Genomic DNA, 423 nt, shown 5'->3' on the forward strand with positions numbered 1-423 from the left:
CCCCGGCCGCGACGGCATGACCAGCATGTGGGCCCACCTGCCCAGCGGGGACGCCGAGAAACTCCACCGCCGCATCGACGCCGCCGCCCGCGCCGCCTGCGATTCGGGCCATCCCCGCACCCGCGACCAACTGCGCGCCGATGCCCTGTGCGCCCTGGGGGACCCGAACACCGACGACATCGGCACCGCCCTGCACGACCCCGAGGACACCCACCGCGCCGACAACACAGATGGCGCGACCGCCGGCACGGACACGCCGCCGGGCGGTCCGCCGCCGGGTGCGTCGTGGGGCACCGACAAGCCCATCCGGATCTCGATCATCGACAGCATCGCGCAGGGCCTGCCCAACCGGGTGCAGTTCGTCAACGGCGCCTACGCCAGCTTCGACTGGCTGTGCGAGGAACTGCTCTCCGGCGGTGACGC

At 73.3% G+C, this 423-nt stretch carries 1 protein-coding gene; it reads left to right on the forward strand.

Annotation, left to right across the window (positions count from 1 at the left end):
• The coding region (locus tag G6021_RS17570) for a DUF222 domain-containing protein (protein WP_241736597.1) at positions 1 to 423 on the forward strand (423 nt) is incomplete at both ends.

Origin of the sequence: Dietzia sp. CW19 (genome assembly GCF_014145265.1) — a bacterium.
Lineage (GTDB): Bacteria > Actinomycetota > Actinomycetes > Mycobacteriales > Mycobacteriaceae > Dietzia > Dietzia natronolimnaea.